A 25,027-nucleotide genomic window follows, 5' to 3' on the forward strand; every position below is an offset into this window, starting at 1 on the left:
CAAGCGTATCATAGGTGTCGGTGACTTAAGAAAAAACTGCCGTGTCGTTCGTTTTTTGCTGGTTGATAGTTTTTAGCCAGCACGTCAGCACGGCTCATCATATGGAAGCCCTTGCCCTGCTCCGTGGCAGAGACAAGGACCAGTGAGGATGATATGAGCATTATAAAAAAACAGGATTTCATCGATTCTATCGCAGATGCCCTCCAGTACATCTCCTATTACCACCCGTTGGATTTTGTTCAGGCTGCCAAAGCGGCGTATGACCGCGAGGCCAACCCGGCCGCCAAAGATGCGCTGGCCCAGATCCTGATCAACTCCCGCATGTCCGCCGAAGGTCATCGTCCGCTCTGCCAGGACACCGGCATCGTGACCTGTTTCGTCAAAATTGGCATGCAAGTCCAGTGGGACAGTGACATGACGGTGCAGGAGATGGTGGACGAAGGGACCCGTCGTGCCTACACCAATCCTGACAACCCGCTGCGCGCCTCCGTGCTGGCCGATCCGGCTGGCAGTCGCAAGAATACCAAAGACAACGCCCCTGCCGTGGTCCATATCGACATGATCCCCGGCAACAAGGTGGAAGTGAGCATCGCGGCCAAAGGCGGCGGCTCCGAGAACAAATCCAAGATGGTGATGCTCAACCCCTCTGACGATATCGTCGAGTGGGTACTGAAAACCGTGCCGACCATGGGCGCAGGCTGGTGCCCGCCCGGCATGCTGGGCATCGGCATCGGCGGTACCGCCGAGAAAGCGGCGGTGCTGGCCAAAGAGGCTCTGATGGAGCACATCGACATTCAGGAGCTGATCGCTCGTGGCCCGCAAACCACCGAAGAGAAGCTGCGGGTCGAGCTCTACGACAAGGTCAACAAGCTGGGGATCGGTGCCCAGGGGTTGGGCGGCCTCACTACCGTGCTGGATGTGAAGGTGAAATCTGCGCCGACTCACGCCGCTTCCAAGCCGGTGGTGATGATCCCCAACTGCGCCGCGACCCGCCACGTTCACTTCGAGCTGGATGGTTCAGGCCCTGCCGAACTGACTCCGCCGAAACTGAGTGATTGGCCGGAGATCACCCGTGAAGCGGGTGGCAACGTGCGCCGCGTCAACGTCGATGGCATCACCAAGGCCGAGCTGGCCAGCTGGAAGAGCGGTGATACCGTGCTGCTCTCCGGCAAGATCCTCACCGGTCGCGACGCCGCCCACAAGCGTATCGCCGACATGCTGAAAAATGGCGAAGGGCTGCCTGAAGGGGTCGATTTCACCAACCGCTTCATCTATTACGTTGGCCCGGTCGATGCGGTGCGTGACGAAGTAGTTGGCCCGGCAGGCCCCACCACCTCCACCCGGATGGACAAATTCACCGACATGATGCTGGGTGAAACTGGCCTTATCGGCATGATCGGCAAATCCGAGCGAGGCCCGAAAACCGTCGAGAGTATCAAGCAGCACAAGGCTGTCTATCTGATGGCCGTTGGTGGCGCCGCCTATCTGGTGGCCAAGGCGATCAAGAAGGCGCGCGTGGTAGCTTTTGCCGATCTCGGCATGGAAGCGATCTACGAGTTTGAAGTGGAAGGTATGCCGGTGACTGTTGCGGTCGACTCCGAAGGCAACAATATCCACGAAACCGGCCCGGCCTACTGGTCTGCCAAGATTGCAGAGCTGGATGGCAAACTCTCCTCCTGAGTGACCGTTTCCGCTGCCGGTTAACGGCATCGGCTATGTAAACAAGGCGCGTCCATCCGGATGCGCCTTTTTGCTTTGGCTGGCTTGTTATGGGCTCAGGTTGGCCGTTTGCGGCAAGCGGGTATAAAAAAGGATGGCGTGACGCCATCCTTTTTCGTCGTACTTGTGCTCTGGCAGTAGACAGCCGAGCAATCGCCCTTGGCTTAGGCCTTTTTCAGGTAGGCGGCAACCAGTACGATCTGCACGCCGTTGACTTTGCCTTCGATATGAAGCGGGTTGTTAGTCAGACGGATGCCCTTGACCAGGGTGCCGCGCTTGGCGGTGAAACCGGCGCCTTTCACGTCCAGATCCTTGATCAGGGTGACGGAGTCGCCCTCTTGCAGCACGGCGCCGTTGGAGTCAACGGTCGGTATGCTGTCGTCATCTTCGTCAGCAATACCAGCTTCAGCCCAAGCCTTGGCTTCGTCCTCCATGTACATCATGTCCAGCAGATCCTGAGCCCACACCTCACCCTTGCCGGAGAGTGCTTTGAGCTGGCGCCATGCCATCACCTGCACCGCAGGCACCTGGCTCCACATGCTGTCGCTCAGGCAACGCCAGTGGTTCACCACCAGGGTATCCGGTTGTTCCAGCTGACCACGGCAGGTGTCACAGATAGCAACGCTGTGATCATCGTCGCTGGCGGGGGAGTGAGGCACCACGAAGGCGGTCAGCGCCTGCTCGGCGCTGCACAGTTCACACTTGGCGCCCGCGCGCGCTTGCAGAATGGCGTTGATGGTCATGTTGTTGGTCCCATAGCTAGTGGTAAAGCGACCCGCGTTGGGCGGGGCGCGTGAAAGAGGGGGCGGAATATAGCATAAAACCCCGCACTTTGTCAGGTCTGCCCTGGCTCACAAGGTTGGCTGTGCTGTTGCGCGGCGCTGATCGTTTGGTATTGAGAGTGCAATTTGAAGCGGGGTCGCTAGAATGAGCCTCCTTTTTGACTGCAAGGCAGGGGCATTCGTGCTGGCTCAACGTTTTCAACACCTGGATCGACTGCTCACCCGCTACCGACGCTGGTGGCAATATCAGCCATATCATCATTTGACCATGGCCTTTGCCGATGAGGCGCCCGAACTGGCGGCGTTGCTCAATGGGCTGACGCTCGGCCAGTTGGCAGAGCTCGATGCGGATATGGATGCCCTCAGCAGTCTGCTTGCCCCCTGGATTGCCGAGGGAGCCGAGCTGCAGCAACTCAGTCAGCTTGCCCCGTTTACCCCTGAGCCCATCACTTGCAGCAAGGAGATGGCGCTGCATATGCCGGGGCGCAAGCAGGCCCAGATCGAGTCGTTCACCGCCTGTCTGCCTGCCCATCCGGGCCCCTATCTGGAGTGGTGTGCTGGCAAGGGACATCTTGGGCGGCTGGTGTCACTTCATCGACAGGCTCCTATCCTCAGTCTGGAGTTGCAAGGGCAGCTTTGTGACGATGGTCGGTTGCTGGCCGAGCGGGATGGCGCCAATATGACCTTTACCTGCGCAGATGCCTTTGCACCCGAATCGGCGGCGCTGATCGCCCCCGAGCATCACGCTATGGCACTCCATGCCTGCGGCGAGCTCCACACCCATCTGCTGGAGCGGGTGGCCGAGCGCAGTGCCAGCGGCGTGACCATCTCTCCCTGTTGTTACCACCTGATCCGTACCAGCCACTATCGCCCGCTGTCAGCCGCGGCCAGCGCCAGCGAGCTGGTGTTGAGCAAGGCGGATCTCAAGTTGCCGCTACAGGAGACGGTGACTGGCGGTGCGCGGATCGCCCGCCTGCGTGAGCAGGAAGTGGTGTGGCGGCTCGGGTTTGACTGCCTGCAGCGTCAGGTGCGCGGGGTGGATGAGTATCTGCCGGTGCCCAATATGCAAAAGAGTCTGCTGACCGGCACCTTCGAGGCATTCTGCGTTTGGGCTGCAGAGCGCAAAGGGATTGTGCTGCCCGCCGGGCTGGACTACCCCGCCTGGTTGGAACACGGGGAGCGCCGCTTTGGTGATGTCGCCCGCATGGAGCTGGTGCGCCACCAGTTTCGCCGTCCCCTCGAGATCTGGCTGGCGCTGGATCGCGCGCTCTTTTTGCAAGAGCAGGGCTATCGGGTCGAAGTGGGGGAATTCTGTGCCAAACCCATGACCCCGCGCAATATCCTGATCCGTGCCGTGCGTGCCTGACATCCGGCTATTTTGAGCATTTTTCTTGAACATTGATGATGGCTGACAGGTTGAGCATGTCAGCCATTTTTTTCATCACGAACAATGACCATATGGCATGCCACCCGGCCGTCTCAACTGTTCTAAAAATGGGCGAAAGATCACGCTATGACGTTTTCGTTTGGGTTCTTTTTCTTTGTTTCAGCTGTACTGAATATCACAAGGTGAAATGGCTCACAAATTCTGCTTATTTCTTAATTCTCATCGTGAATTTAGTTGTTGAAACACCTACTCTTGGAGCGCATTAATTCAAACAAGGACGATAAACATGTTCAAACCCAAGCGTTGTGCCTGGCTGATCGCTGCCGCCTGCGCATTGCCAAGCTATGCCGCAATGAGTGCAGCCATGAATATTCAACCCGACCCGCAAAATGCGGGAGGATATGTGATTGCGGCCCCGGATCTGGCCGCCATGGAAAAAGCCAAGACGGCTAATCCCATGTATGCAATATGGGCCAAGGCATTGGCGACCCGGTCCAATAAAATCGTTGATGCCATTGAACCGGGTCTGGCAAGCAATCCTGACAACGTAAAACGGGTTGAACGGGTATTTCCCCAATCTGAATGGGAATATTTAACCCAGATGGCAGCGCCGGAATATACTTATGTCCGCTTCTTGCGAGCCATCGGTAAATTCCCTGCGTTCTGTGGTGAGTATACTGACGGGCGTGATTCTGATGCGATCTGTAAAAAATCCATCGTGACCGCCTTTGCCCACTTCTCTCAGGAGACCGGTGGCCATATTGCCAAGGAGAACGTCTCCGATAACCCGCTGGGGCTGGAGGAGTGGCAACAGGCGCTGGTGCATGTGCGGGAGATGGGCTGGTCAGAGGGACAGACCGGCTATACCACCGGCTGTGGCCAGAACGACTGGCAGAACAAGAAGTGGCCTTGCAGCACGGGTCAGGGGTACTTCGGCCGCGGCGCCAAGCAGCTTTCTTACCACTTCAACTACGGCGCCTTCTCCGAGGCGATGTTTGATGGCGATGCCTCCGTGCTGCTCAACAACCCGGGTCTGGTGGCGGACTCCTGGCTTAACCTCGCTTCTGCCATCTGGTTCTTCCTCACCCCGCAGGCCCCGAAACCGGCCATGCTACACGTGATTGATCGTACCTGGGTACCCTCCAAACGGGAAGCTGACGCCGGTATCGGCTATGGCTTCGGTACCACCATCAACGTCATCAACGGCGGTATCGAGTGTGGTGAACAGAACAAGGACAAGGGGCAGCCTGTCAATCGCATCCGCTACTGGGAAGGGCTGGCCAACCACTACCAGATCCCGATCAAGGCGGATGAGAAGAACACCTGCTGGCAGCAGACTCCCTATGGCAGTCTCAATCTTAACGGCGCCACCGACGTGCTCTACACCAACTGGGATGGCAACTGGAAGTACTATCCGGATCGCCCGGGCGGTTACTCCTTTGAGTGCGAGCTGGTGGGCTTCCAGACCGCTTATTCTGCATTGGTGCCGGGTGATTACGAGAAGTGCGTGACCAACTTCTACGGCTCCCACGCCAACTGGCCGAAAGTGCGTATCGTGGACAAACTGACTCCACCACCGGTCGATCCGAGTGAACCACCCATCGGTGGCAACCCGGCATGGGAAGCGACCAAGGTCTACACCGCGGGCAGCAAGGTGAGCTACAAGGGAGCCGTCTATCAGGCCAAATGGTGGACACAGGGGGATGATCCCGCCAAAGGCGGCCCCTGGGTTGTAGTTCCTGCCAAATAAGATGGCGTAATTTCACTCCCAAAGAGGAGAGGGCGGATAACTCCTTCTCCTCGTTAATTATCAACAGTGCATTACTGAATATTATCTTGTGTTTTTAATGGTGCTTATGTTCTAACTGATAAGGTGAGTTTCTATCTGAAAATTGAAATGAAATAGTGTTGAATCAAAGTTAAGAATAAAGTTTATATTCAGGTTCGTTAGCCCCCATAAACTAGCGTCTTATGATGAGCGTAGTGCGTTACTTGCGAATTCATTTTCCACCATAAATGAAATATCTCATTGAGAATATGAGGAGTATCTTCTCTATTGGTAAACTGTCATTTATCACCTGAAATGGTGAGGTTTTGCTATATCACTCAGCTTTATCTCGGTACATTGTCGCTTATTCCCTTGAGAAAATAGATGTAAACGGCAGGTTTATATTGGTAATCTCTTTGGCTTGTGCAAAATTGCAACGAGGGGGAGAGATGAAGGGGGGTTGTCATTGCGGGGCGATCCGTTATGAGATGCTGACTGCACCTTTTGCGGCCGATTTTTGTCACTGTCGGGATTGCCAGCGCACCACGGGGGCACCGGTCGGGGCCTGGATGGACTTTCACGCCGAACAGGTGCAGTGGTTATGCGGCAAACCGACCGAGTATGCGTCTTCAGATTTTATCCGACGGGGATTTTGCGCCGAGTGTGGCTCCACCCTCACGTATCGCAGCACCCAGTACCCTGACTATCTCACGTTGGCTATCGCCTCTCTCGATAATCCAGAGGCTATTGCGCCAACCTATCACATCCATACTGACAGCCAGCTGCCCTGGTTGTCGATCCAGGACGAGCATCCCCGTTATCGTAAAGGGAAGTAAAACCAAGGTAGCCCCAACAAGGGAGGTTGACATGGAGCTGGTAGTTATCCGCCATGGCGAGACGCAAGCCAATGCGGAAGGACGGTATCAGGGTGCACTGGATATCGGGCTTAATGAGAGTGGCCAGAGGCACATTGCCCGATTGGCTGACGAGATAGCGGCCACTCAGGCCCCGTTCGATCGGCTGCTGGCATCCCCTCTGCAGCGAACAAGTGAGAGTGCTACCATCTTGTCTCGTCAGTTGGGATTGCCTGTGGAGCTTGTGCCTGCCTTTCGTGAGCGGGATGTCGGCCTGTTTGAAGGGCTGACACAGGTAGAGGCAAGAACACGCTATCCCGAGCTGTGGGCGCGCAATATCACCCGGCGCTGGGCTGAATCTCCACCCGGTGGTGAAACCATTGATGAGGTGATTGCTCGGGTCTCGCAGGGACTCACGGAACTTGCTTCGACCATGCAAGGGGAGCGGATATTGCTGGTGGCGCACGGTGTGGTCGCCAAGGTGATCCGCGCCGTAACGATTGCCGGTTTTGATGACTTCTTCGAATGGCAATTGCCCAACGGCGGCATGCTGTCGGTGAGGCTATCTCAGGCTGATGGCGGCCCACTGCGCTTTAGCCGTCCTCTTGATGGTGGTGATTGAAAAGTGCACCAAAGGCAGAACGAAAAAAGCAGTGCTACTGAAGAGAGTCGCGCTGCTTTATTGTGTTCGCTGCGGTTGGTTATCTCTGCAGGCACAGGTTAGCAGTGTCACCAGAGGGCAGGGGCGCGCGCCATCAGGTCGGCTCCGGTTCCTCTTTGCGGCAGCAGTTGCGTCCCTGTTTCTTGGCCAGATAGAGGGCGGTGTCGGCTCGTCTAACCATTTTCTCTACAGTGTCATGGCTGGCCTTGCTGGCACTGATACCGATACTGATGGTGAGGGAGATCTCAAGAGCCCCGTCCAGTGCATGGTGCTGGGATTCGATGGCGAGCCTGATCCGCTCGGCGCTGGCCCAGGCGAGCTCGAGGGAGGTTTCCGGCAGCAGCACGATAAACTCTTCGCCACCCCAGCGACCCAGCATGTCCACCTCACGCAGCTGTTTGCTGATCCGTTTCACCAGACTCAGGATCGCCAAATCTCCCTGTTGATGGCCAAAGGTATCGTTTACTTCCTTGAAGTGGTCGATATCGATCAGCAGCAGGCTCATGGTATGGCCGAAACGCTGGCAGCGCTGCATCTCGGCGTTGACCAGCTCGTTGAAGCGGCGCCGGTTGGCAATGCCGGTGAGGGGATCCGTGGTGGCGGCGACCTTCAACTCCTCCACCAGTCGGGCTCGCTCCGAGATATCCCGCAAGGTGGCGGTCATCTCGGTGGTCGGGCCCAGATTGATCTTGGCGATAGTCACCTCCAGCGGAAATTCGCTGCCATCGCGGCGCAGACCCATCACCGAGGCGCGGGCATGCATCGGGCGCGAATTGATGGGGGAGCTGCTGAAGGCTTTGAAATAGGTTTCGTGATTGGCGCGAAAACGCTGTGGAAGCAGGGTTTCCAGCCGCTTGCCGAGATAGCTTTCGTCGATGCCGAACATCTCGCAGGCGGCAGTATTGATAAGCTCGATGCGTGACTCGCTGCTGACACTGATGATGCCGTCATAGGCGGAGTTGACCACCGCTTCGAAGCGACGGCGACTGGTGGTGAGCGCCTCTTCCAGCTGCATCCTGGCGGTGATGTCGATGGCGGTCACGATGATCCGGTTGATCCGTGCCTGCTCGGGGATGATGGGGGAGAGAATAAAGCGCCACCAACTGGTGCGCGAGAGGCTGTCGATGGGCAGCTCGCTCTCGAGCCCGGTCTGCATGCGCACACATTCGTGCATTGGCGGCTCGATGGTATTGGTGATGTAGCGGGGAAACATCTCGCTCAGCTGTTTGCCAATGCTGCCAAGGACATCCAGCTCGAACGCCTTGGCAAAGGTATCGTTGGCAGAGACCAGCACAAAGTGATCATCCTTGTCGAGGCTGAACACCGCCACGGCGGCGCCGATGGCGTCGAGAGATGACTTTATGTCGGCATGGGAACCCTGTGTAAACATGCGACCTCCACGGCGAATAACGTATTGATATTCAGTATAGTGTGGTCGTTTGGCTAACTACTCTTCGATATCCAGCAACACCAGAATGGCGCTGTCGCCACCCCATTCGCGGGGGGCCTGATGGAAGGCGCGCACATTGGGGTGCTGGGCCAGCCAGCTGGGAATGCGCTGCTTGAGAATATGTTTGCCAATGCCGTGCATCACCGAGGCGACGTGAATGTTTTCTTTTTGGCAGAGGGTGAGCAGGGCGGCCAGCTCCTGTTTTGCCTGCTGCTGGTTCATGCCGTGCAGATCCAGGTAGATCTCCGGTGGATAAATGCCCCGCTTGAGCTTTTTCAGCTCAAATTTTGACACATCTTCCCGCACGTAACGGGTCGGCCCATCATCGTCGAGATGGGGCTGATACTCATCGCTGAAATAGTGGTCAACCCCAAGCTTTTCGCGGGTTTCGCGCAATTCGCGTTTCTGCTTGACCGGGCGTAACTCGGCCCTTATGGTATCTTGCTTGATTTTCCGGGTACCTTTTATCGCATCGCGGAACAGCAGGGTTTCCTCGTCTGTCGGTGAGGGCGTTTTTTTCATCAGATGCTCATGTATTAGGTATGCGTCTTGCCCGCAACGTAAACGGGGCTCGGGCCGGATATTACTCGACTTGGAGGTGGATTTGGACAAGATATTTATCGATGAGGTGGTTGCCGAGATGCACACCATCCAGGACATGTTGCGTTGGGCCATGAGTCGTTTCAACGACGCCGGGATTTTTTACGGTCATGGAACCGACAACGCCTGGGATGAAGCTGTGCAGCTGGTACTGCCCGCGTTACATCTGCCACCGGATGTAGACCCGGCCATGCGCCACTCCCGTCTCACCAGCAGCGAGCGTCACCGTATCGCCGAGCTGATTATCCGCCGGGTACAGGAGCGGGTACCGGCCGCCTATCTGACCAACAAGGCCTGGTATGCCGGTTGGGAGTTCTACGTGGACGAGCGGGTGCTCATTCCCCGTTCCCCCATTGCGGAGATGGTGGCCAACCGTTTCGCGCCCTTCCTCAAACATGAACCGACCCGGATCATGGACTTGTGCACCGGCTCCGGCTGTATCGCCATCATCATGGCCCACGAGTTCCCGGAAGCGGAAGTGGATGCCATCGACATCAGCATCGATGCGCTGAACGTGGCCGAGCGCAATATCAACGATCACGGGCTGGAGCAGCAGGTCATTCCGATCCGCTCCGATCTGTTCCGCGATCTGCCGGCGGGCGACAAGTACGATCTCATCGTCTCCAATCCGCCCTATGTGGACTCCGAAGATATGTCGGATCTGCCGGACGAGTTCCGTCACGAGCCCGAGCTGGCGCTGGCGTCCGGCTCCGATGGTCTCAAGCTGACCAAGCGTCTGCTGGCCCATGCGGCAGATTTCCTCAAGGATAACGGTGTGCTGGTGGTTGAAGTGGGCAACAGCATGATCCATCTGGAAGCCCAGTTCCCCGAGATCCCCTTTACTTGGGTTGAATTCGAAAACGGCGGTCACGGCGTCTTTGTGATGACCCGTGACGAGCTGGTGCAGTATCAGGATCATTTCGCCATCTACAAGAACTAAGCAGGAGCGCGCATGGCAGGGAACAGTTTTGGTCAACTCTTTCGGGTCACTACCTTTGGCGAGAGCCACGGCCTGGCGCTGGGCGCCGTGGTTGATGGCTGCCCGCCGGGGCTGGAGATCAGCGAGGCGGATCTGCAGGGGGACCTGGATCGGCGAAAGCCGGGCACTTCCCGCTACACCACGCCGCGCCGCGAGCCGGATGAGGTGAAGATCCTCTCCGGGGTGTTCGAGGGCAAGACCACCGGCACCTCCATCGGGCTGCTCATCGAGAACACCGATCAGCGCTCCAAGGATTACTCCGACATCAAGAATCTGTTCCGCCCGGGTCACGCTGACTACACCTATCACCAGAAGTATGGTCAGCGGGACTATCGCGGCGGTGGTCGCTCCTCGGCACGCGAGACCGCGATGCGGGTAGCGGCGGGGGCCATTGCCAAGAAGTACCTCAAACAGGTGCATGGCATCGAGATCACCGGTTTTCTCTCCCAGCTCGGCCCCATCAAGGCTGAGGCGTTTGACGCGGCGCAGATTGAGCAGAATCCCTTCTTTTTCCCCGATGCGGGCAAGCTGGAAGAACTGGATCAATACATGCGTGACCTGAAAAAAGAGGGCAACAGTATCGGTGCCAAGGTGCAGGTCATTGCCAGCAATGTGCCGGTGGGCCTGGGTGAGCCGGTGTTTGATCGCCTCGACGCCGATATCGCCCATGCCATGATGGGTATCAATGCGGTGAAAGGGGTGGAGATCGGTGACGGCTTTGCGGTAGTGGAGCAAAAAGGCTCCGAGCATCGCGACGAGATGACCCCGGCGGGCTTTGCCAGCAACCATGCGGGGGGCATTCTGGGTGGGATCTCGTCGGGTCAGGATATCGTGGTGAGCATGGCGCTCAAACCGACTTCCAGCATCACTGTGCCAGGCAAGACCATCAATACCGAAGGTGAGGCAATCGAGATTATCACCAAGGGTCGTCACGATCCTTGTGTCGGCATTCGCGCCGTGCCCATCGCCGAAGCCATGCTGGCGCTTGTGTTGATGGATCACCTGCTGCGCCATCGTGCCCAGAATCAGGGGGTGTTGACCCAGACGCCGCAGCTGCGCTGATCGCTGTTGCTGCTTATCGACTGATCACCATCAGTCAGGAGATCAAGTTCGACAATACCAAAAAGGCGACCTTCGGGTCGCCTTTGCTATTTCAGGTGGCGGCTTATCCCGTCAATGCTTGCGGAGAGTGCGGGTCAGCAGATCCGCGGCGCCCGGATCGGCATTGAGGCGACACCTGGGAGGCGAGAACTTGTTGTGGGGTTTGGGCAAGGCATGAATGGCCTCGTTGACTTTGATGATCTGTTCTTCGCTCACACTGTTTTTGGCAAACATCAGACTGACCGGCTGGTGGTGTAGCAGCAGTTGGCAGCTGATAAACTCTTCGGCCCCCAGCTGGGCCAGCCGGTAGCGAGCATATTGCCACTCCATGATGATGCCATCGAGGCGGCGAGCCAGCAGCAGATCGATCATCCGCTCATCGGCGTTGTATTCGGTCGCCATTTTTAGCGCCGGGCAGCTATCCATCTGATGCATGGGGCGAGTGCCGCGCAATTTGCCTATCTTGAGCCCTTTCTCGTTGCACAACGCGGGCAGATTATCGAGCTGCGCCCAGCGATCCTGATGGCCGGGAATCGGGTCATTGCTCAGCAGCACATAGGCACTCTGGCGGTAGGGGGTCGAGAAGCGGGCATAGCTCTGGCGCTCCGGCAGAGGGAGGGCGGCCATCGCCACATCCAGCTGATCGTGTTCTACCAGATGCAGTGCCCGCGCCCAGGGAAGCTCGCGAAACTTGGGGGCAAAGCCCGCCTGGGTAAGGATCTGGCGGGTCAGGCTGACATCCAGCCCATCCAGCTCACCCCGGTTGTTGATTTGGCTGAAGGGGGGCCAGTGACTCCAGGCCACGGTCAGGGTCTGACTGGCCTGCAGTGCAGGGCTTAGCAGCAGAAGCAGCAGGCCAATCCTTGCCTGCCAGCTGCCGCGGGGACGATATGGCGTGGTCATAGCTAAACCTCGTTATTGTGTTCTTTTATTCCGTGCTTTTGCCCTGCGAGCCATGCCTGCGAGGGCTGATATTGTGTTGCCAGTTAATAGTGTGGTGCGTGCTGCATCAATCAACGGGATTATTCGGGGGGCAGGAGGGGGATTTTCTGTTCGTGCTGGGAGGAGCATCACATTTTTCTCGTTTATCCCGGGCAACTCCGTTAGACTGCGCCTCTATTCTTTCCCCTTTGCTCTGCTCCCCGGGGAAATCGTTGTTTTCTCAATAGGCCCAGATCTTGTGAGATGGCATCGGCTCAGCAGAGGAGCCCCACCACAAATTCCCGGCGCCCCTATCTCTAGCAGGTAATTATGAGTTTTACTTCCCTCGGTCTGGCCGAACCCTTGTTGCGTGCCGTTGCCGAACAAGGCTACGACATCCCGTCTCCCATTCAGCAGCAAGCGATCCCCGCCGTTCTGGCTGGCCGCGATCTGATGGCGGCGGCCCAAACAGGGACCGGCAAGACCGCAGGCTTTACCCTGCCGATGCTGCAACGTCTGATGGAGAGCAAGCGCAAGGTTTCTCCGAACCGCATTCGTGCGCTGGTGCTGACCCCGACTCGCGAGCTGGCTGCCCAGGTGGGCGAGAGCGTGCGTAACTACGGCAAACACCTGCCGATGCGCAGCCACGTGGTGTTCGGCGGCGTCAGCATCAATCCGCAGATGATGGCAACTCGCCGTGGTCTGGACGTGCTGGTGGCCTGTCCTGGCCGCCTGATGGATCTTTACAACCAGAACGCCGTCAAGTTTGACGAGGTGGAGATCCTGGTACTGGACGAAGCGGATCGCATGCTCGACATGGGCTTTATCCGCGACATCCGCCGTATCCTGGCCCTGATGCCGAAGAAGCGTCAGAACCTGCTCTTCTCCGCCACCTTCGCCGACGAGATCCGCGAACTGGCCACCGGTCTGCTGGATAACCCGGCAGTGATCGAAGTGGCCCCGCGCAACAGCACTGCTGAGCGTATCGAGCAGCTGGTGCATCCGTGCGACAAGGCCAACAAGATCGCGTTGCTGAGTCATCTGGTCACCAGCAACAACTGGCAGCAGGTACTGGTGTTCACCCGTACCAAGCACATGGCCAACCGTGTTGCCGAGACCCTCGACAAGAACGGCGTCAGCGCAGCCGCCATCCACGGTAACAAGAGCCAGGGTGCCCGTACTCGCGCACTGGCCGGTTTCAAGGATGGTAGCGTCAAGGTGCTGGTGGCGACCGACATCGCCGCCCGTGGTCTGGACATCGACAAGCTGCCGCAAGTGGTCAACTTCGAGTTGCCCAACGTGGCGGAAGATTACGTGCACCGTATAGGCCGTACCGGCCGTGCCGGTGCTGCCGGTCACGCCATCTCGCTGGTGGCTGCCGATGAAGGCAAGCTTATCAAGGCGATCGAGCGTCTGACCAAGCAGAACATTCCGTGCGAGCAGGTGGCCGGTTTCGAAGCTTCCCGCGAGACCCTGGACAATATCGCCCGTGGTATCGGCGCGCCGCTGCGCAAAGAGCCCCGCGATCCGAGCGAGCAGCGCCGTGCGCCGCGTCCGCAAGGTCAGGGCCAGCGTCAAGGGGCCGGTCGTTCCGCCTCCAATGGCAATGCGGGTGGTGCACGTACCGGTAACGGTGGCAAGCCCAAGCCGCAAGGTGGTCAGCGTCCGGCTGATGGCGCTGGCAAACCGGCTCAGGCCCGTCGTCCACGTCGCTCTACCCACAACCAGTAAGCGGCTCGGGAGCTTGACTCCCCAGCTATGCGGTTGACTGAAAAAGCCCTGCCAATCTGGCAGGGCTTTTTGTTTTTTTCAGCCATACAATCGGCTCTGTGTGGTGCAGCGAGAGCAACGCTAGATGGCGGAGAGGTACTGCTTTTGCATCGCCAGCCAGCGGCCGTTATTGATAAACGCCAGCTGTACCTTGAGCAGGGCTGCAATTTCCGCGCGGTGCTTTTTATCGAGATAGAGAAAGACCTGCTCTTTGGTGATCTTCTGCCAGGGGGATGCCAGTGCAGGTTGAGAGGCGGGGCGCATCTTGATGAGCCAGTCCACTTTGCCTCGATGCAGTTGGGCAAGCCCCTGCTTCTCATCGTTCAACCAGATGACCTGATAGTTGCCGAGGAAGCGCTCGCACCACTGGATGCCACGCAGGCAGCCAATCACGGTACCCTCGGCAGGGGGCCAGCTCGGGTTATCCCTTGGCTGACCATAAATCGCCGCCTCCGAGATGGGGGCACCGATCTGCAGCAAGTGGGGATAGGTCTGATCAAAGCCCTTGATCCGGGCCATATCGCCATCGACGGCATGGTCTGCCTCAATCAACTTTTCGCAGCGGGCATAGGTGCAGGGGATCAACTGAAAGTCGATGCCGGCCCGACCAAACCAGTCATGAATAAAAGGGCGCAATATCGCAGTGTGTTCGACCGCTGCCGCCAGCTTTAGCGGGGTTGCGTGGGAAACGGGAGTCAGCCCGACAAGCAGTAACCAGCCAATCCACTTCATATCGCACTCCTGAATCGGGCTTGTTCAAGCAGAACTGTTGCGACTATCTGTGCAGTAAAGAATAGCCGATGTGGATGGCTGCCAGACCGCTTCGCCAGCTATTCGTGACGGCCGGGTCAGGGGAGCAGCGCAGTGATCAGGATATGGACGGTGCTCACCAGGATCACAGTGAAGGTCAGCCCCATTCCCGCCACACGATAACGGAAGTTCTCCGGCGTGCGGCTCATGCCAAATGCATGGCAGAGGCGGCCAAGCAGCAAGGCGCTCCCCAGCAGATGGATAAGCCAGGGAGTCTGGTTGCTGGTTTCGACGAAATAGATCAGCAGCAGGGCGAGGGGGACATACTCGGCAAAGTTGGCGTGTACCTGTAGTGGTCAACTAAATCCGGACACTTGGTTAGGCCGTTCTTCGGCTTTTGCTGGCGGTATCCCGTCATTGTGTTGATGTGGACGCCGCCAGTTGTAGTAATCCATCAGGTAATAACTGATATCCCGCTTTGCCTCCCGTACGCTCATGTATCCCGTTGCCGGCAGCCACTCTGACTTCAGGCTTCTGAACAACCGCTCCATCGGGGCGTTATCCCAGCAGTTGCCACGCCGACTCATGCTCTGGGTCATGCGATAGCGCCACAGTCGTTGCCGAAATGCCCGGCTACCATATTGGCTGCCCTGGTCAGAGTGAAACAGCACGCCTGACGGACAACCTCGTTGCTGATACGCCATCTCAAGTGCTTTGATGGCCAGCTCGGCATCTGGTTTATCTGACATCGCCCACCCCACAACCCGTCGGGTATGCAGGTCAAGCACCGCTGCCAGGTAATGCCAACGGTCACCTGCCCAGACGTAGGTGATATCGCCACACCACACCTGATTGGGTTGCTGGACATCAAATTCGCGGGCCAGCAGATTGGGAATGTCCGGTCGTTCAGACCGTGCCACCTTGTAGCGGTGTGCGCCTGGCTGTTTGGATGCCAACTCGGCTTCCTTCATCAGGTTACGTACTTTGAATCGGCCAATCTGATACCCCAGCTCCCGCATCATCGACATCAAGGCGCGGCTGCCTGCCGAGCTCCTGCTTTCTTTGAACAACCGGCGCAACTCACAGCGCTGCTGCATGCGCTCACGGTTAATCGTCCGCCTGCGGGCCAGATAATCGTAAAAACAGGAAGTGGGCACATCGAAAGCGCAACAGACCAGGGTGATAGGGGCTTGCTCCCTTAATCGGTCTATCAGCGCGTACGTGTGAACTCGTCCGCCATCAAGAGAGCAGTAGCCTTTTTTAGTATGTCCTTTTCACGTTCGAGTCGATTGATACGGGCTTCCAGCTCCTGGATTTTCTGCTGCTCAGGAGTCAGTGCTTTTCCGGTGGGGGTTGTACCACAGCGTTCGGATTGAAGCTGCTGAACCCAGCGACGAAGCACGGTTTCACCGACATCCAGTGAACGGCTGGCTTCAGGGACAGAATATCCCTGGTCGAGCACCAGGGATGCGGCTTCGAGTTTGAATTCGGCAGTAAATGAGCGACGTAATCTTGTCATTGAAAACCTCAGGTCACGGTGGCGACTGTACCACCTAAAATGGTGTCCGGGATGATTAGACCACTACAACCCGCATGGCGCGCAACATGGCTGGGTCATCCCCATGCCCCAGCGCCACCTTGCGGCTATGGCGGGTGCGAATGGTACGAATGCTCAGCAACACAAACAGCAGAGCGAGCAGGGCCGCGTAAACAGGCAGTATGGTCATGGTATCTGGCTCCTTGTGTGATGATATCGAGTAGCTGGTGTTCAGAGACGCTATATTGCTCGGCATCTCAATGGTTTGCCTTGAGGGTAGCAGCAAACTGCTTTAGCACGACCGTCATCTATTCACTTGCCATCTGCCAAGCGCAGGCGAAAAAAAACAGCCCTGCCGAGGTGGCAGGGCTGTATTTTGACCGTGTTGATGGTGGGCTGCGCCCCGTCATTACCCCTCGTAAGGGAGGGAGGAGTGGTGCAGCACGATACGCACCTTGCCATCATCCCCCTTCTTGAAACCCCAGGTCTTGTCGACTGTAGTTTCCTTGTTGTCGCGATCTACCAGATGCACCTTGCCCATGGTCAGCGCCATGTCGCCGTTGATATAGACGGCGGCATTGTCATAGCGATAGCTCTGCCAGTTTTTCAGGGCGAACCCTTTGTCGGTGGGGTAGGCGCTGTTGTTGCCGACAAAGTAGGCCAGCGCCCCCTCGCGGTTGGTGCGAAAGGTCTGCTCGCCACCGGCCAGGGTGGGTTTGAACAGCACCGGCCCCTGCTGGTAGCCATAAGCGCTGTCGAGCACCGACTCGGCGGTCGCCTTGGCGCGCTCAATCCCACCGGCGCGATAATCATCGCTGATCTTGATAAGCGCCGCGCCCCAACCATCCTGTGCGGCCTTGATCTCCGCCTCGGTAATATTGTTGTTGGCGATTTCGGCGGCGCTAAGTGCGCCGCTGGCGGAAAGCAGGACGAGGGCAAGGGTGCTCCTCTTGAGGTGCAACATCATTGTTTTCAAACTCCTAAACGCGATAAACGAGCGGGCAGTGTAACGAAGGGGCATGAACGGTTTTTGAACTGATTATTCAGGGTTGGGTAGTAAAAAGGTCGGTATATAGCTGAAGGTTAGGGTGTTTGTTTGGTAAGGGGCGCACTCTTAATTAATGGCGCATGCCTGTATCCAACTTGATTTCTTTTCCAACAAAAAGCCCCGCCAAGTTAATTGGCGGGGCTTTGCTATTTGGGGCATTCAGTATCGGGGATTACAGCGCTGGCAGCATTCCAAGGCTGACGCTGATCTGGACGCCGACAATCAGCACGCCCATGGCGGCGGCCACTCCAAGCGCCACTACGCCACCCGGGACGCGGTAGTGGTGGGCAGGCGCCTGTTTGCGGCTCTGCCATACCAGCGCCACCGGCAGCAGTACCGCGAGGATCGCCAGCGCAATGGCTGCGTAGCCCAGCGCCATGATAAAGCCCTGCGGGAAGTAGAGGGCAAACAGCAATGGCGGCACGAAGGTGATGAGGCCAGTCTGGGTGCGGCCCTGCCAGTTGTCCTTGCGGCGGGTTGCCTTGGCCATAAAGTCGAACAGCCCCAGCGTTACCCCGAGGAAGGAGGTGGCGAGTGCCAGATCGGCAAACAGGTGCATCGCCTGATTAAACGCAGGCCAGCTCACCAGCTTGCCGACGTTGGCCAGCAGGCTGTCCAGCGCGCCGCCGGTTTGCAGCAGGGCTTGCTGGCCGAGCAGACCGAGGATTGCCACCTGCCACAGCACATAGAGGATCAGCGGCAGGGCAGAGCCCCAGACAAAGACCCGACGCAGCTGCTTGGGGCAGTCACCGAGGTAGAGCATCACGCTTGGAATGGAGCCGTGAAAGCCGAACGAGGTGAAGATGACCGGCAGGCCCGCCAGCAACAGGCCCTGACCCAGCGGCATCGAGAGCAGATGCTGCCCTTCGGTGCGGGGCAGCAGCAACGCAAGCACCACCACCATGATCACCAGTTTGACGGTGAACATCAGCCGGTTGAGGTAATCCACCGAGCGGGTACCGACACAGACCATGCCGCCAAACAGCAGGGTAAAGGCCCAGGCGGCCTGTTCCTGGCTGAGGGTCATGCCCGCATCGGCCAGCGCCTGTGCCAGCAGGCTGCTGCCGCCGCTGATGTAGGCGGAGGCCAGCGAGTAAAACAGCATCAGGATACAGAAGGAGGCGATGCGCTTGCCCCAGGGGCCGAGCAGATGGTCCGCCAGTTGGTGCAGGTACCACTTGCCGGTGTTGAGGCTTGCCTCTACTTGCAGCATGGCGGTGAAGGCCATCAGAGCCCAGAGGCCGACCATCAACATCAGGGTTGCGGGGCCGCCGAGGGAGGAGGAGGCCAGCGGCAGGGCCAGCATGCCGGCACCAATGGTGGTGCCGGCAATCAACAGGGTACAACCCAGAGTTTTGGTATTCATGTTATCCATCCGAACGTAGCGGTGTCAGTGCAAACTGGCGATGTCAGCATTGACGTCAACAAGAGGGGGCCGATTGGCGTTATCAGAAGGTGCCTCCGGTGATAGGGCCGGAGGCTAGCAATATCGGAACGGGAACATCTGTACCTAAAACCTGTCAGTTGTAAAAGATGATTGCCACGTTAGCGGATCAAAATAGCGGAAACAACCCCTTTTATACGGATCTTGTGCTGGCTTGTGGCAACAAGTGGAAATAAATGATGACAGCGGTAGCTAATTGCAGAAAAAAGCACCGAAAAAATGATTGGCAGGGGCTCATTGATACAGGTCAGCCAAGTGGTTGCAGCACGGATGGGGGAGTGCCTTGTCGTGGCGTTGGCGTTTAGTTGCGGGGTGAAAGGAGTGTGGAGGCCGGTTGTTTAGTCGGCCAGACGGTAGAGAAAGCAACTCGGGCGGGTAGGGTTATTGGGAGAAACAATAAGGCTGCCAATGCTGGCAGCCTTATTGTCATCTGTTCGTTTTACCCACCCATTGACAGCAAATCGGGTCTGCTTCGAACAGGTTAGCGGCGGCGCTTGAGGGTGCGGCTCACATAGTGCAGCCCGCTCTGGTATTCGCCGTTAACCGCCTTGAGCGCCAGATCCAGCGCCTGGCTCGCCAGCGCGTCGTGCTGCTGGGGCAGGGAGTTGATGCCAAAGGGGAGGAAGTCGAGCAGGCGATCGTCCCCGAAGGTGGCCATGGCGAGCTGGCTCATATCGATCTCTTGCTCCAACAGGTAGTCGAGTACTCCCTCCATCAGGATATAGGAGGTGGTGATCAGCGCTTCGGGCAACTGGCCCAGCTGCTGGTGCAGATCTTTGATCAGGCGATACCCCTCAAGACGAGAGAAGTGATCCCCCTCGCACAGGTGGCGAGCCGCGCTGTGACTGGCGACCGCCTGCTCGAAACCGGCTTTGCGCTCCTGACTGATCGTGAGTGCCGGCAGCGCGGTGATCAAGGCGATATGGCGCAGAGTCGGGGTGAGCAGGGAGCTGGTGAGATCAAAGCTCGCTTTCTCGTTTTCACTGGCGACGGTGACGAACTTGTCGGCTGCCATCGCCCGGTCGATGGCGAGGATCTGGCTGCCTTGCGCCTGCAATTTGCCGTAGAAGGGGTCGTCTGGCGGCAGGCAACTGGCCACCAGCAGGGCATCCACATGGCGGCTTACCAGCATCTGGGCCAGCTCTTGTTCGGTGGCGGGCTCATCTTCCGAGCAGACGATCAGCAGCTGATAGCCCTGCGCCCGGGCCCCCTGTTCCAGCCGTTTGGCCAGCTTGGCGTAACTGGCGTTCTCAAGGTCGGGCAGGATAAAGCCGAGGGTCTTGGTCTGGCCGCCGCGCAGGGAGGCGGCGCGGCTGTCCGGCTGGTAGTTATGGGCGGTGACCACGGCCATCACCTTGTCGCGGGTGGCCTGACTGATGCGGTATTGGTCGGCCTTGCCATTGATCACATAGCTTGCCGTGGTGCGCGAGACACCGGCGAGGGCGGCGATTTCATCCAGTTTCATCATATTGGCTCTGTTTGAGTTGCAAGGCCCACGGTCACTGCCAGGTGAGGGCACCGAAAAGTGTGCGCGGGATCATATCATTGAAAAGCACTCTTTGTGGGTACTTGATCAATTCGCTGAAACGATTCAGTCTGAGTGTAAGTGAAACGATTCAGCCTGTCAGCAACGAAGAGACCCAGTGGCCTGAAAATCGGGCCCCGATCACAGTGAACCGTGTTCGGGTCTATTGTCAGCTGGCGAGTTATCCGAATGTTCAATTGTGACGTACCGGCGCGGCCGGAACCTGATGGAGAGTCTCTATGTTGAAGTTGGCGCGAGAGCAGATCTTGCTGGGGCAGTCGGTGGCGACCAAGTCGGACGCTATTGCCCTGCTGGCAGGCAAACTGACCGAAGCCGGTCTGGTCGAAGCGGGCTATGTGGATGGGATGCTGGCCCGTGAAGCGCAGCATGCCACCTATCTTGGCAGCGGCATCGCCATTCCCCACGGCACCACCGATACCCGTCATCTGGTGAAGAGCACAGGCGTCATGGTGGCCCAGTTCCCCAATGGTATCGAGTGGGATGAGGGGCAGATCGCCTATGTCGCCATCGGCATCGCCGCCAAGTCCGACGAGCATCTGGGCATTTTGCGCCAGCTCACCCATGTGCTGGGTGACGAGCAGGCGGCAGCTCAGCTCAAAGAGGTCACCGATGCCGACACCATCATCAACATCCTGACTGGCGCCACTGCCGCCAAAGAGGTGCAATACCTGACCCTGGCTGACTTCCCGGCCGATGATCGCGACCAACTGCTGCTGGGAGCAGCCGCCCGCGCCAAATCGGCGGGCTGGGGCGATGCCGCCATGGTGAGCGCCCTGCTGGCAAGCGAACCTGCCTATCTGGGTGAGGGCATCTGGCTGGCCCGCGCGCAAGCGGCCCAGACCGGTTGGGTGCTGGCCACCCCGAGTAGCGCCCTCACGGCAGGGGAGCTGCCGGTCAGCGCCATGCTGCTGCTGTGCGCCGCAGATAGTGGCCATCTGCCGCAACTGGAGAATCTGGCCAAACTGGCGGCTGCCGGTCAGCTGGCTACGCTGGCAGGCGGTGAGGGACTGGCCATGTTGCAGGCAGGGCCCGCGAGCGGTCTTTCCGAAACCTTCACCATCATCAATCCCCACGGCTTGCACGCTCGTCCCGGCGCCATGCTGGTCAAGGTGGCCAAAGAGTTTGCATCCGACATCCGGGTGGCCAATCTGGATGGCAGCGGCGAAGCGGTTTCCGCCAAGAGCCTGATGAAGGTGATCGGCCTTGGGGTCAAGTGCGGTCACCGTCTGGCATTTCGCGCCGAAGGGGCAGATGCCGAAGCGGCTCTCAAGGGGATCGGTGAGGCCATTGCCGCTGGTCTCGGCGAGGGGGCGCATTGATGAAGATTGTCACCATTACCCTTAACCCTGCCCTTGATCTCACTACTCGCCTTGAGGCAATGAGCCTGGGCGAGGTCAATCTGGTGAGTGAGGCCAACCTGCGTGCGGCGGGCAAAGGGATCAACGTCGCCATGGTGCTCAAGGATCTGGGCCGCGACGTAGGCGTCACCGGCTGGCTGGGCGCTGACAATGAACAGAGTTTTGTCTCCCTGTTTGCAGAGCGGGCGCTGGATGATCACTTTGTCCGTGTCGCGGGCAGCACCCGCATCAACGTCAAGATCTCCGAGCAATCCGGTCGGGTCACCGATCTCAACCTGCCGGGGCTCACCATCCAGCAAGAGGAGGTGAACGCGCTGGAGCAGGCGATTGACGAATTGGCACCGCATGCCGAGTGGTTCGTGCTGGCGGGCAGCCTGCCCAAAGGGGTGGCCCCCGATTACTGCGCCCATCTGATCCGTCTGCTCAAGGCCAAGGGCAAGCAGGTGATCTTCGATTGCAGCGGCGCGGCCTTAAGCGAAGGGATCAAGGCGGCGCCGACCCTGGTCAAACCCAATCTGGAGGAGCTGAGCCAGTGGGCAGGCCGCCCCGTCAAGACGCTGAGCGAGCAGGCAGAGTGTGCCCGCTCGCTTCAAGCAAGCGGGATCCCCAACGTGGTGATCTCCAACGGCGCCGATGGCCTCATCTGGTTTGCCCCGGATGCGGTCTGGCAGGCCATTCCGCCGCGGATGCAGGTGGTCAGCACCGTGGGTGCTGGCGACTCCCTGGTCGCCGGTCTTGCCCATGGTCTCAGCCTTGGCTGGGCGCCGGAGCAGACCCTGCGGCTGGCCACCGCCGTCTCGGCCTTGGCGGTCAGTCAGGTTGCGGTCGGTTTTAACGATATCAATGTGCTCAACCCTTTACTTGAACAGGTGCGCGTAGAGCGTCTGGAAGCGCTGGCACAAGTTCAATGCCATACCCCCTCAATGGAAAACTCAGGAGATGCCCAATGAAAGCAATCTTGGTTACGGCTTGCCCGGCGGGCATTGCCACCAGCTTTCTCGCTGCCAAACGGATAGAACAGCAGGCCAAACTGGCTGGCTGGGAACTCACCCTCGACGTCGGCTCCAGCATGCAGCCCCGCCAAGTACCGAGCAAGGAGCAGATTGCCGCCGCCGATCTGGTGCTGGTTGTCGCCAGTGCCCCGGTGGATCTCGCCGCCTATGATGGCAAGCGAGTCTATCAAGGGAGCATGGGTCTCGCCCTGCAGGATCCGGCTGCCTTGCTGGAAGCTGCCACCAGCGGTGCCAGCATCTATCGTCATCAAGCCGCTCCCGCAGCAGCTAAACCCGCCGCCGCTGGCAAGCGCATCGTGGCAGTGACAGCGTGCCCGACTGGCGTTGCCCACACCTTTATGTCGGCAGAAGCGCTGGAGACCATGGCCAAACAGCTGGGTTATCAGATCCGCGTCGAGACTCAAGGCTCGGTCGGTGCCCAGAATGCCCTGACTGCCGAGGAGATTGCATCTGCCGATCTGGTATTCCTCGCCACCGATATCGAAGTGGACATGGCGCGCTTTGACGGTAAGCCGGTCTATCGTACCAGCACGGGCGCGGCATTGAAGAAAACCCACGCCGAACTCGACAAGGCGTGGAACGAGGCGACACTCTATCGCCACAGCGGTGCCAGCCAGCCCAAGAAAGAGGAAAAAGCCGGCCCCTACAAGCACCTGCTGACCGGTGTCTCCTTTATGCTGCCCATGGTGGTGGCGGGCGGTCTTATTATCGCGCTCTCGTTCGTGTTCGGGATCGAGGCGTTCAAGGTGGAAGGCACGCTGGCCGCGGCTCTGATGAAGATCGGTGGCGGCTCCGCCTTCGCCCTGATGATCCCGGTGCTGGCCGGCTACATTGCCTACTCCATCGCTGACCGTCCGGGCCTCGCTCCCGGCATGATCGGCGGTATGCTGGCAAGCTCGCTGGGCGCCGGTTTCCTTGGCGGCATCGTGGCCGGTTTCCTGGCCGGTTACAGCGCCAAATACCTGAGCGACAAGGTGCGCCTGCCGACCACCCTGGAAGCGCTCAAGCCCATCCTGATCATTCCGTTGGTGGCCAGCCTCTTTACCGGTCTGGTGATGATCTACGTAGTGGGTGGTCCGGTGGCTGGCATCATGAATGCCATGACAGAGTTCCTCAACAACATGGGCTCTGCCAACGCCGTGCTGCTGGGTGTCATCATCGGCGCCATGATGTGCTTTGACATGGGCGGCCCGGTCAACAAAGCTGCTTACGCCTTCGGTGTCGGCCTGCTGGCCTCCAAAACCTATGCCCCGATGGCAGCGGTGATGGCCGCTGGTATGGTGCCGGCACTGGGCATGGGTATTGCCACCTTCCTGGCCCGCACCAAGTTCATCAAGGCGGAGCAGGAAGCGGGTAAAGCCTCCTTCGTACTGGGACTGTGCTTTATCTCCGAGGGGGCCATTCCGTTTGCCGCCAAGGATCCGATGCGCGTTATCCCGGCCTGTATGGTTGGCGGCGCCCTGACCGGTGCGCTCTCCATGCTGTTCGGCTGTGAGCTGATGGCTCCCCACGGCGGTCTGTTCGTGCTGTTCATCCCGCACGCCATCAGCAACGTCATGATGTATATCGTTGCAATTGCCGCAGGCTCGCTGCTGACCGGTGTTTCCTACGCCATGCTCAAACGCGGCGAAGAGCAGGCCAAGCTGGCCACGGCCTGATAGCTCATCCTCGATAACAGAAGATGATCAATGCCGCCCGGTTGCAAAGCCGGGCGGCATTTTTATATGCCTTTTAAACAGAATCGTTGAGCAGCGGTTACTGAAGTCTCGCGTATCAGGGCCAGCGTCAGGCTCAGTTTCAACACTTAATTGTGTGGGGAAGGGCCGTAACCAATATCCCGTGTATAGATTGTGCTGCCGCTAGGATAGGGGGAACTGGCGAACTTTCGGGAAGCAAATCTGTATCAGCGACAGTTACCTATATGTACATCTGTGTAGATGCAACCTGAGTTGATCATCAGTTGAACAAGACTTGAGGCTGGTTTGCTTTATGTCGACCCCCCCATTTCTGCGAAAGGAGGATTCAGGTTTCGGTACAACCGAATGCCTTGGTTGGCAAGCATGCATTGAACCAGAGGGTTCCATATCAAATGAATCTTGAACCCCACACCAGCCCATTGCAGACCGTCATATATACAACTATTTGTATGCCAACAAACAAAGTTTTAAGCAAACAAAATCAATTCGCAACATGCTGAACATAGAAGTAGAAAATGGACTTTCACTGTTACGTCAAAAAGTAAACACAAGTTAACTCAGTGTTCAGTGATAGAGAGATAACAGACAAAGCGGTTTTGCCGAGCATAGGTATTAATGTGTATGTGAGTGCACAGGGGAAAA

At 58.2% G+C, this 25,027-nt stretch carries 21 protein-coding genes and 1 pseudogene; 11 read left to right on the top strand and 11 right to left on the bottom strand.

Annotated elements, in window-relative coordinates; all coding sequences use genetic code 11:
• Nucleotides 1-153 precede the first annotated feature (153 nt).
• A complete protein-coding gene (locus WBR25_RS09840) occupies nucleotides 154-1,680 on the top strand; it encodes a fumarate hydratase (protein WP_479749769.1) in 1,527 nt (508 codons plus the stop codon).
• A gap of 203 nt (nucleotides 1,681-1,883) precedes the next feature.
• On the opposite strand, the gene WBR25_RS09845 is transcribed toward WBR25_RS09840, so the two are convergent.
• Entirely contained in the window at nucleotides 1,884-2,462 is a 579-nt protein-coding gene (locus WBR25_RS09845; protein WP_058058191.1) for a PhnA domain-containing protein, read from the bottom strand.
• Between the two features lie 184 nt (nucleotides 2,463-2,646).
• Between WBR25_RS09845 and WBR25_RS09850 the strand changes: the two genes are divergently transcribed.
• From WBR25_RS09850 to WBR25_RS09865, 4 genes are all read left to right on the top strand, one after another.
• Complete coding sequence (locus WBR25_RS09850) at nucleotides 2,647-3,867, top strand: methyltransferase (protein WP_479749770.1); 1,221 nt, start codon at nucleotides 2,647-2,649, stop codon at nucleotides 3,865-3,867.
• A gap of 307 nt (nucleotides 3,868-4,174) precedes the next feature.
• Nucleotides 4,175-5,638, top strand: coding sequence for a chitinase (locus WBR25_RS09855; protein ID WP_081042913.1), 1,464 nt, complete (start codon nucleotides 4,175-4,177; stop codon nucleotides 5,636-5,638).
• 467 nt (nucleotides 5,639-6,105) lie between these two features.
• Nucleotides 6,106-6,492, top strand: a complete 387-nt coding sequence (locus WBR25_RS09860; RefSeq protein WP_042083008.1) for a GFA family protein — start codon at nucleotides 6,106-6,108, stop codon at nucleotides 6,490-6,492.
• A gap of 31 nt (nucleotides 6,493-6,523) precedes the next feature.
• Complete coding sequence (locus tag WBR25_RS09865; RefSeq protein WP_042083010.1) at nucleotides 6,524-7,132, top strand: histidine phosphatase family protein; 609 nt, start codon at nucleotides 6,524-6,526, stop codon at nucleotides 7,130-7,132.
• A gap of 133 nt (nucleotides 7,133-7,265) precedes the next feature.
• Here WBR25_RS09865 and WBR25_RS09870 read toward each other — a convergent pair whose 3' ends face one another.
• Both WBR25_RS09870 and smrB read right to left on the bottom strand, forming a co-directional pair.
• Nucleotides 7,266-8,561, bottom strand: a complete 1,296-nt coding sequence (locus WBR25_RS09870; protein ID WP_479749771.1) for a sensor domain-containing diguanylate cyclase — start codon at nucleotides 8,559-8,561, stop codon at nucleotides 7,266-7,268.
• Between the two features lie 57 nt (nucleotides 8,562-8,618).
• Complete coding sequence (gene smrB / locus WBR25_RS09875; RefSeq protein ID WP_005333198.1) at nucleotides 8,619-9,143, bottom strand: endonuclease SmrB; 525 nt, start codon at nucleotides 9,141-9,143, stop codon at nucleotides 8,619-8,621.
• 82 nt (nucleotides 9,144-9,225) lie between these two features.
• On the opposite strand from smrB, the gene prmB reads away from it, so the two are divergent.
• Nucleotides 9,226-10,161: a 50S ribosomal protein L3 N(5)-glutamine methyltransferase gene (gene prmB / locus WBR25_RS09880; protein WP_005360393.1), complete on the top strand. Its 936-nt coding sequence runs from the start codon at nucleotides 9,226-9,228 to the stop codon at nucleotides 10,159-10,161.
• A gap of 12 nt (nucleotides 10,162-10,173) precedes the next feature.
• Nucleotides 10,174-11,262 carry a chorismate synthase gene (gene aroC / locus WBR25_RS09885; protein WP_479749772.1) on the top strand — a complete coding sequence of 363 codons (1,089 nt, stop codon included), beginning with the start codon at nucleotides 10,174-10,176 and terminating at the stop codon, nucleotides 11,260-11,262.
• Between the two features lie 111 nt (nucleotides 11,263-11,373).
• On the opposite strand, the gene WBR25_RS09890 is transcribed toward aroC, so the two are convergent.
• The gene (locus tag WBR25_RS09890; protein ID WP_245096553.1) at nucleotides 11,374-12,204 is read right to left on the bottom strand and encodes a substrate-binding periplasmic protein; all 831 of its coding nucleotides are present in this window, start codon (nucleotides 12,202-12,204) and stop codon (nucleotides 11,374-11,376) included.
• A 348-nt stretch (nucleotides 12,205-12,552) separates the two neighbouring features.
• Here WBR25_RS09890 and WBR25_RS09895 point away from each other — a divergent pair, with 348 nt between their 5' ends.
• Entirely contained in the window at nucleotides 12,553-13,953 is a 1,401-nt protein-coding gene (locus tag WBR25_RS09895; RefSeq protein WP_479749773.1) for a DEAD/DEAH box helicase, read from the top strand.
• Nucleotides 13,954-14,073: 120 nt separating this feature from the next.
• Here the strand turns inward: WBR25_RS09895 and WBR25_RS09900 are convergent, their stop codons facing one another.
• The 7 genes and pseudogenes from WBR25_RS09900 to cra all read right to left on the bottom strand — a co-directional run bounded on the left by WBR25_RS09900 (nucleotide 14,074) and on the right by cra (nucleotide 20,239).
• Entirely contained in the window at nucleotides 14,074-14,724 is a 651-nt protein-coding gene (locus WBR25_RS09900; RefSeq protein WP_439845085.1) for a hypothetical protein, read from the bottom strand.
• Between the two features lie 116 nt (nucleotides 14,725-14,840).
• Nucleotides 14,841-15,077 (bottom strand): annotated as a pseudogene (locus WBR25_RS09905) (MAPEG family protein); the annotation flags it as partial.
• A gap of 21 nt (nucleotides 15,078-15,098) precedes the next feature.
• Nucleotides 15,099-16,261 (bottom strand): IS3 family transposase gene (locus tag WBR25_RS09910; RefSeq protein ID WP_479749276.1). Its coding sequence is split into 2 segments (ribosomal slippage): nucleotides 15,099-16,006 and nucleotides 16,006-16,261, totalling 1,164 coding nucleotides; the frame shifts between segments, so codons are not numbered across the junction.
• 55 nt (nucleotides 16,262-16,316) lie between these two features.
• Complete coding sequence (locus tag WBR25_RS09915) at nucleotides 16,317-16,469, bottom strand: hypothetical protein (protein WP_479749774.1); 153 nt, start codon at nucleotides 16,467-16,469, stop codon at nucleotides 16,317-16,319.
• A gap of 219 nt (nucleotides 16,470-16,688) precedes the next feature.
• On the bottom strand, nucleotides 16,689-17,246 hold the full coding sequence (locus WBR25_RS09920) for a hypothetical protein (RefSeq protein ID WP_043819989.1): 558 nt from the start codon (nucleotides 17,244-17,246) through the stop codon (nucleotides 16,689-16,691).
• Nucleotides 17,247-17,499: 253 nt separating this feature from the next.
• Nucleotides 17,500-18,693 (bottom strand): aromatic amino acid transport family protein, encoded by a 1,194-nt coding sequence (locus tag WBR25_RS09925; protein ID WP_257686984.1) that lies wholly within the window; start codon nucleotides 18,691-18,693, stop codon nucleotides 17,500-17,502.
• A 559-nt stretch (nucleotides 18,694-19,252) separates the two neighbouring features.
• Nucleotides 19,253-20,239 (bottom strand): catabolite repressor/activator, encoded by a 987-nt coding sequence (gene cra, locus WBR25_RS09930; RefSeq protein WP_168176924.1) that lies wholly within the window; start codon nucleotides 20,237-20,239, stop codon nucleotides 19,253-19,255.
• Between the two features lie 296 nt (nucleotides 20,240-20,535).
• Here cra and fruB point away from each other — a divergent pair, with 296 nt between their 5' ends.
• From fruB to fruA, 3 genes are read left to right on the top strand one after another with little or no spacing between them, the layout of a single operon-like run.
• Nucleotides 20,536-21,636: a fused PTS fructose transporter subunit IIA/HPr protein gene (fruB, locus tag WBR25_RS09935; RefSeq protein ID WP_479749775.1), complete on the top strand. Its 1,101-nt coding sequence runs from the start codon at nucleotides 20,536-20,538 to the stop codon at nucleotides 21,634-21,636.
• A complete protein-coding gene (pfkB, locus tag WBR25_RS09940; RefSeq protein WP_479749776.1) occupies nucleotides 21,636-22,625 on the top strand; it encodes a 1-phosphofructokinase in 990 nt (329 codons plus the stop codon). Before fruB ends, pfkB begins: the two co-directional genes overlap by 1 nt.
• A complete protein-coding gene (gene fruA / locus WBR25_RS09945; RefSeq protein WP_479749777.1) occupies nucleotides 22,622-24,346 on the top strand; it encodes a PTS fructose transporter subunit IIBC in 1,725 nt (574 codons plus the stop codon). Before pfkB ends, fruA begins: the two co-directional genes overlap by 4 nt.
• Nucleotides 24,347-25,027 lie beyond the last annotated feature (681 nt).

It is taken from the genome of Aeromonas sp. MTB, from assembly GCF_056632455.1.